This window comes from Coprobacter sp. (assembly GCF_982436375.1).
Genome location: NZ_CEWDCG010000247.1, coordinates 1 through 3,740 on the forward strand (window position 1 = coordinate 1; position 3,740 = coordinate 3,740).

Annotated in this window: 2 protein-coding genes; one reads left to right on the forward strand and one right to left on the reverse strand. The window is 39.0% G+C overall.

The features are described from left to right. Positions 1–84: 84 nt before the first annotated feature. The gene (locus tag AC1WHX_RS11120; protein ID WP_418236341.1) at positions 85–1,368 is read right to left on the reverse strand and encodes an O-acetylhomoserine aminocarboxypropyltransferase/cysteine synthase family protein; all 1,284 of its coding nucleotides are present in this window, start codon (positions 1,366–1,368) and stop codon (positions 85–87) included. Positions 1,369–1,654: 286 nt separating this feature from the next. Between AC1WHX_RS11120 and AC1WHX_RS11125 the strand changes: the two genes are divergently transcribed. Continuing rightward, entirely contained in the window at positions 1,655–3,472 is a 1,818-nt protein-coding gene (locus AC1WHX_RS11125; protein ID WP_481229365.1) for a glycoside hydrolase family 2 protein, read from the forward strand. The last annotated feature ends 268 nt before the right edge of the window (positions 3,473–3,740 follow it).

Here is a 3,740-nt window from a genome sequence, read left to right on the forward strand (position 1 = left end):
TTTTCAACTGCTGATTCGCATTATTCATAATAATCGCAAGTTACACATTCCGGAAAAAAGAATATGTAAAATTTGTACAGGCTCTTAAAATTTAGCCAAAGCTTGTTCTATATCGGCAATTATGTCATTTACATCTTCAATACCAACCGATAAGCGAATCAGATCGGGAGCAACTCCTGCTTCGATCAATTGCTCGTCGGTAAGTTGACGATGAGTGTGGCTTGCCGGGTGAAGTACACATGTGCGTGCATCTGCCACATGTGTTACGATACAAGCTAATTTTAAGCTATCCATGAATTTTATAGCATCTTCACGGCTTCCTTTCAAACCGAATGCAATTACTCCGCAAGAGCCGTTCGGCAAATATTTCTGTGCTAATTCATAATATTTGCTGCTTTTTAATCCGCAATAATTTACCCATGCGACTTTATCGTTAGCCTCAAGGTATTCGGCAACCTTTTGTGCATTTTGACAATGCCGGGGTACACGTAAATGTAAAGTCTCCAGTCCGAGATTTAGTAAAAATGCGTTTTGAGGAGATTGTATAGAACCTAAGTCACGCATTAGCTGGGCTGTGGCTTTAGTTATATAAGCCATTTTCCCGAAAGCTTTAGTATAAGTCAGTCCGTGGTACGATTCATCCGGTTGCGTCAACCCCGGAAATTTATCAGCCTGAGCTTCCCAGTCGAAGTTTCCGCTATCGACAATAACTCCGCCTACGCAAGTTGCGTGTCCGTCCATATATTTTGTTGTGGAATGAGTTACGATGTCAGCTCCCCATTCGAACGGACGGCAATTTATCGGAGTGGCAAAAGTATTGTCAACGATCAGGGGAACTCCATGCTTATGTGCAATTTGAGCAAACTTTTCAATATCGAGCACATCTATGCTTGGGTTCGATATGGTTTCACCGAACAAGGCTTTGGTATTCGGGCGAAAGGCTTTGCTGATCTCCTCTTCACTGTCGTCGGCATTGACGAAAGTACATTCTATTCCTAATTTTTTTAGGGTTACGCCGAATAAGTTGTATGTTCCGCCGTATATGGTAGAAGAGCAAACGAAATGATCTCCGGCTTGGCATATATTGAAGATAGCATAAAAATTAGCCGCTTGTCCCGAAGAAGTTAACATGGCCCCGATACCGCCCTCTAAAGCTGCGATCTTTGCAGCTACGGCATCATTAGTAGGATTTTGTAATCGAGTATAAAAATAACCAGACTCTTCCAGATCGAACAATTTTGCCATTTGTTCACTGGTCTCATATTTGAATGTCGTGCTCTGATAAATCGGTAATACTCTCGGTTCTCCTTTTTTCGGATTCCATCCTCCTTGTACGCAAAGAGTTGCCCGGCTGAATTTTTTTTCCATATTTAAATTTACTTTATAATATTAGCAATGTTTATGTCGGGTACAAAAATAGAAATAATTATTGATGATAATGATGTGTAGAGGTGTATTGTAATATAAAATAAGAAAGTGTGGTTATAAATAAAATTATTTGTCCGATAAGAATCGATATATCTGTTCTTTAGAAAGAACTCTATACAATTAATCTCGTTTTTTGCACCGATATTTCTATAAATTGAAAAAATATTTTTATTGTTGTCCTGACATAAATCCTACCTTTGTTGAAACAAAAAATAATTGTTATATCATGAAAAAGACGTTTTTTATTTGTACGATCTTGGTTTGTATTTTTACGAATATTCGTGCTCAATGGAAACCCGTAGGAAATAGGATTGTAACACCTTGGACAGAAAAGGTGGATGTGACTTCGGTTTTACCGGAATATCCTCGTCCGATTATGGAACGAAATGAATGGAAAAACTTGAATGGACTATGGGAGTATGCTATAACGGATGTCGGAAAAAGTTGTCCGAAGCAGTTTGATGGGCAGATATTAGTCCCCTTTGCAGTTGAATCGGCTTTATCCGGTGTCGGGAAAGCTGTTGGAAAGGAGAAGGAGTTATGGTATTGCCGAACGTTTAATATTCCTTCGTCTTGGAAAAATAAAAAAATCCTGCTTCATTTTGGTGCTGTAGATTGGAAAGCGGATGTTTGGGTAAATGGTATAAAGGTGGGTAATCATACAGGAGGATTCACCCCTTTTTCTTTTGATATAACCGCAGCTCTTGTAGCGAAAGGTGATAATCAGTTGATGGTGAAAGTTTGGGATCCTACGGATGATGGTTATCAACCGAGAGGAAAACAAGTAAAAAATCCCGGAGGTATTTATTATACCCCTGTTACGGGAATTTGGCAAACGGTATGGTTAGAGCCGGTGTCTGAGAAATATATAGAAAAATTGCGTATTACACCGGATATCGATAAGCATTTGCTGACTGTAGAAGTCGACCGGAATGTGGTTTCTGATGAAGATTTGATTGAAGTAAAAGTTTATGATGAATCTAAACTGATTGCGACTGCCCGAAGTATTAACCGAGAACCGCTCGTTGTATCTATGCCTCAAGATAGTAAATTATGGAGTCCTGATTCTCCATTTTTATATACATTGAAAATATCTTTGAAGAATGGCGATAAAGTGTTAGATCGGGTTGATAGCTATGCAGCTATGCGTAATTATTCTGTCGGGCGTGATGCTGCAGGAATTGTTCGGCTGAGGCTAAATAATCAGCCCTTGTTCCAGTTTGGGCCATTGGATCAAGGTTGGTGGCCGGATGGACTATATACAGCTCCTACCGATGAAGCTTTGAAATACGATATTCAGAAAACGAAGGATATGGGTTTTAATATGATAAGAAAACATGTCAAAGTCGAACCTGCACGTTGGTATGCTTATTGCGATAAGTTGGGCATCATTGTCTGGCAGGATATGCCGAATGGCGATCGTGGACAACAATGGCAAAACCGCAGTTATTATGAAGGGCCTGAAATGTATCGTTCTTCCGAGTCTGAAGCATGTTATCGAAAAGAGTGGAAAGAGATTATCGATTATCTTTATTCTTATCCTTGTATTAGTACATGGGTACCGTTTAATGAAGCTTGGGGACAATTCAAAACGGTCGAGATTGCAGAATGGACAAAACGGTATGATCCTACACGTTTGGTAAATCCGGCGAGTGGAGGTAACCATTTTACCTGCGGAGATATGCTCGATTTGCATAATTATCCTACTCCTGATTTGTATTTGTACGATGCACAGCGGGCTACGGTTCTGGGTGAATATGGTGGAATAGGGCTTATTATAAAAGGTCATCTGTGGGAACCTGACCGTAATTGGGGATATATTCAGTTCAATTCTTCAAAAGAGGCGACAGACGAGTATTTAAAATATGCCGATCAATTATATGATTTGATTTTCAAAGGCTTTTCGGCGGCTGTTTATACTCAGACAACGGATGTAGAAGTTGAAGTCAACGGATTGATAACGTATGACCGTAGAGTAATCAAATTAGATGAAAAACGGGTGAACGAGATTAATAGTCGTATTTGTAAGTCTCTAAATAGATAAGCGGGTAGTTTCAAAATTGGACTTTTTAGAAAAAACTAAGGTTGATAGACCGAATAAACTCATGTAATAGTTATTCATAAATAATTACTGAGTCAGTTTGTCAGAATCTGCAAGATTATCCTAAAATAGTTCTTGCAGATTCTTTTTAATAGTTATGATTATAAAAAAGTCTTGAAAAATTTGTATCGTATGAAATTTTTTGTACCTTTGCAATCGCAAATATCGCGGGGTGGAGCAGTGGTAGCTCGTTGGGCTCATAACCCAAAGG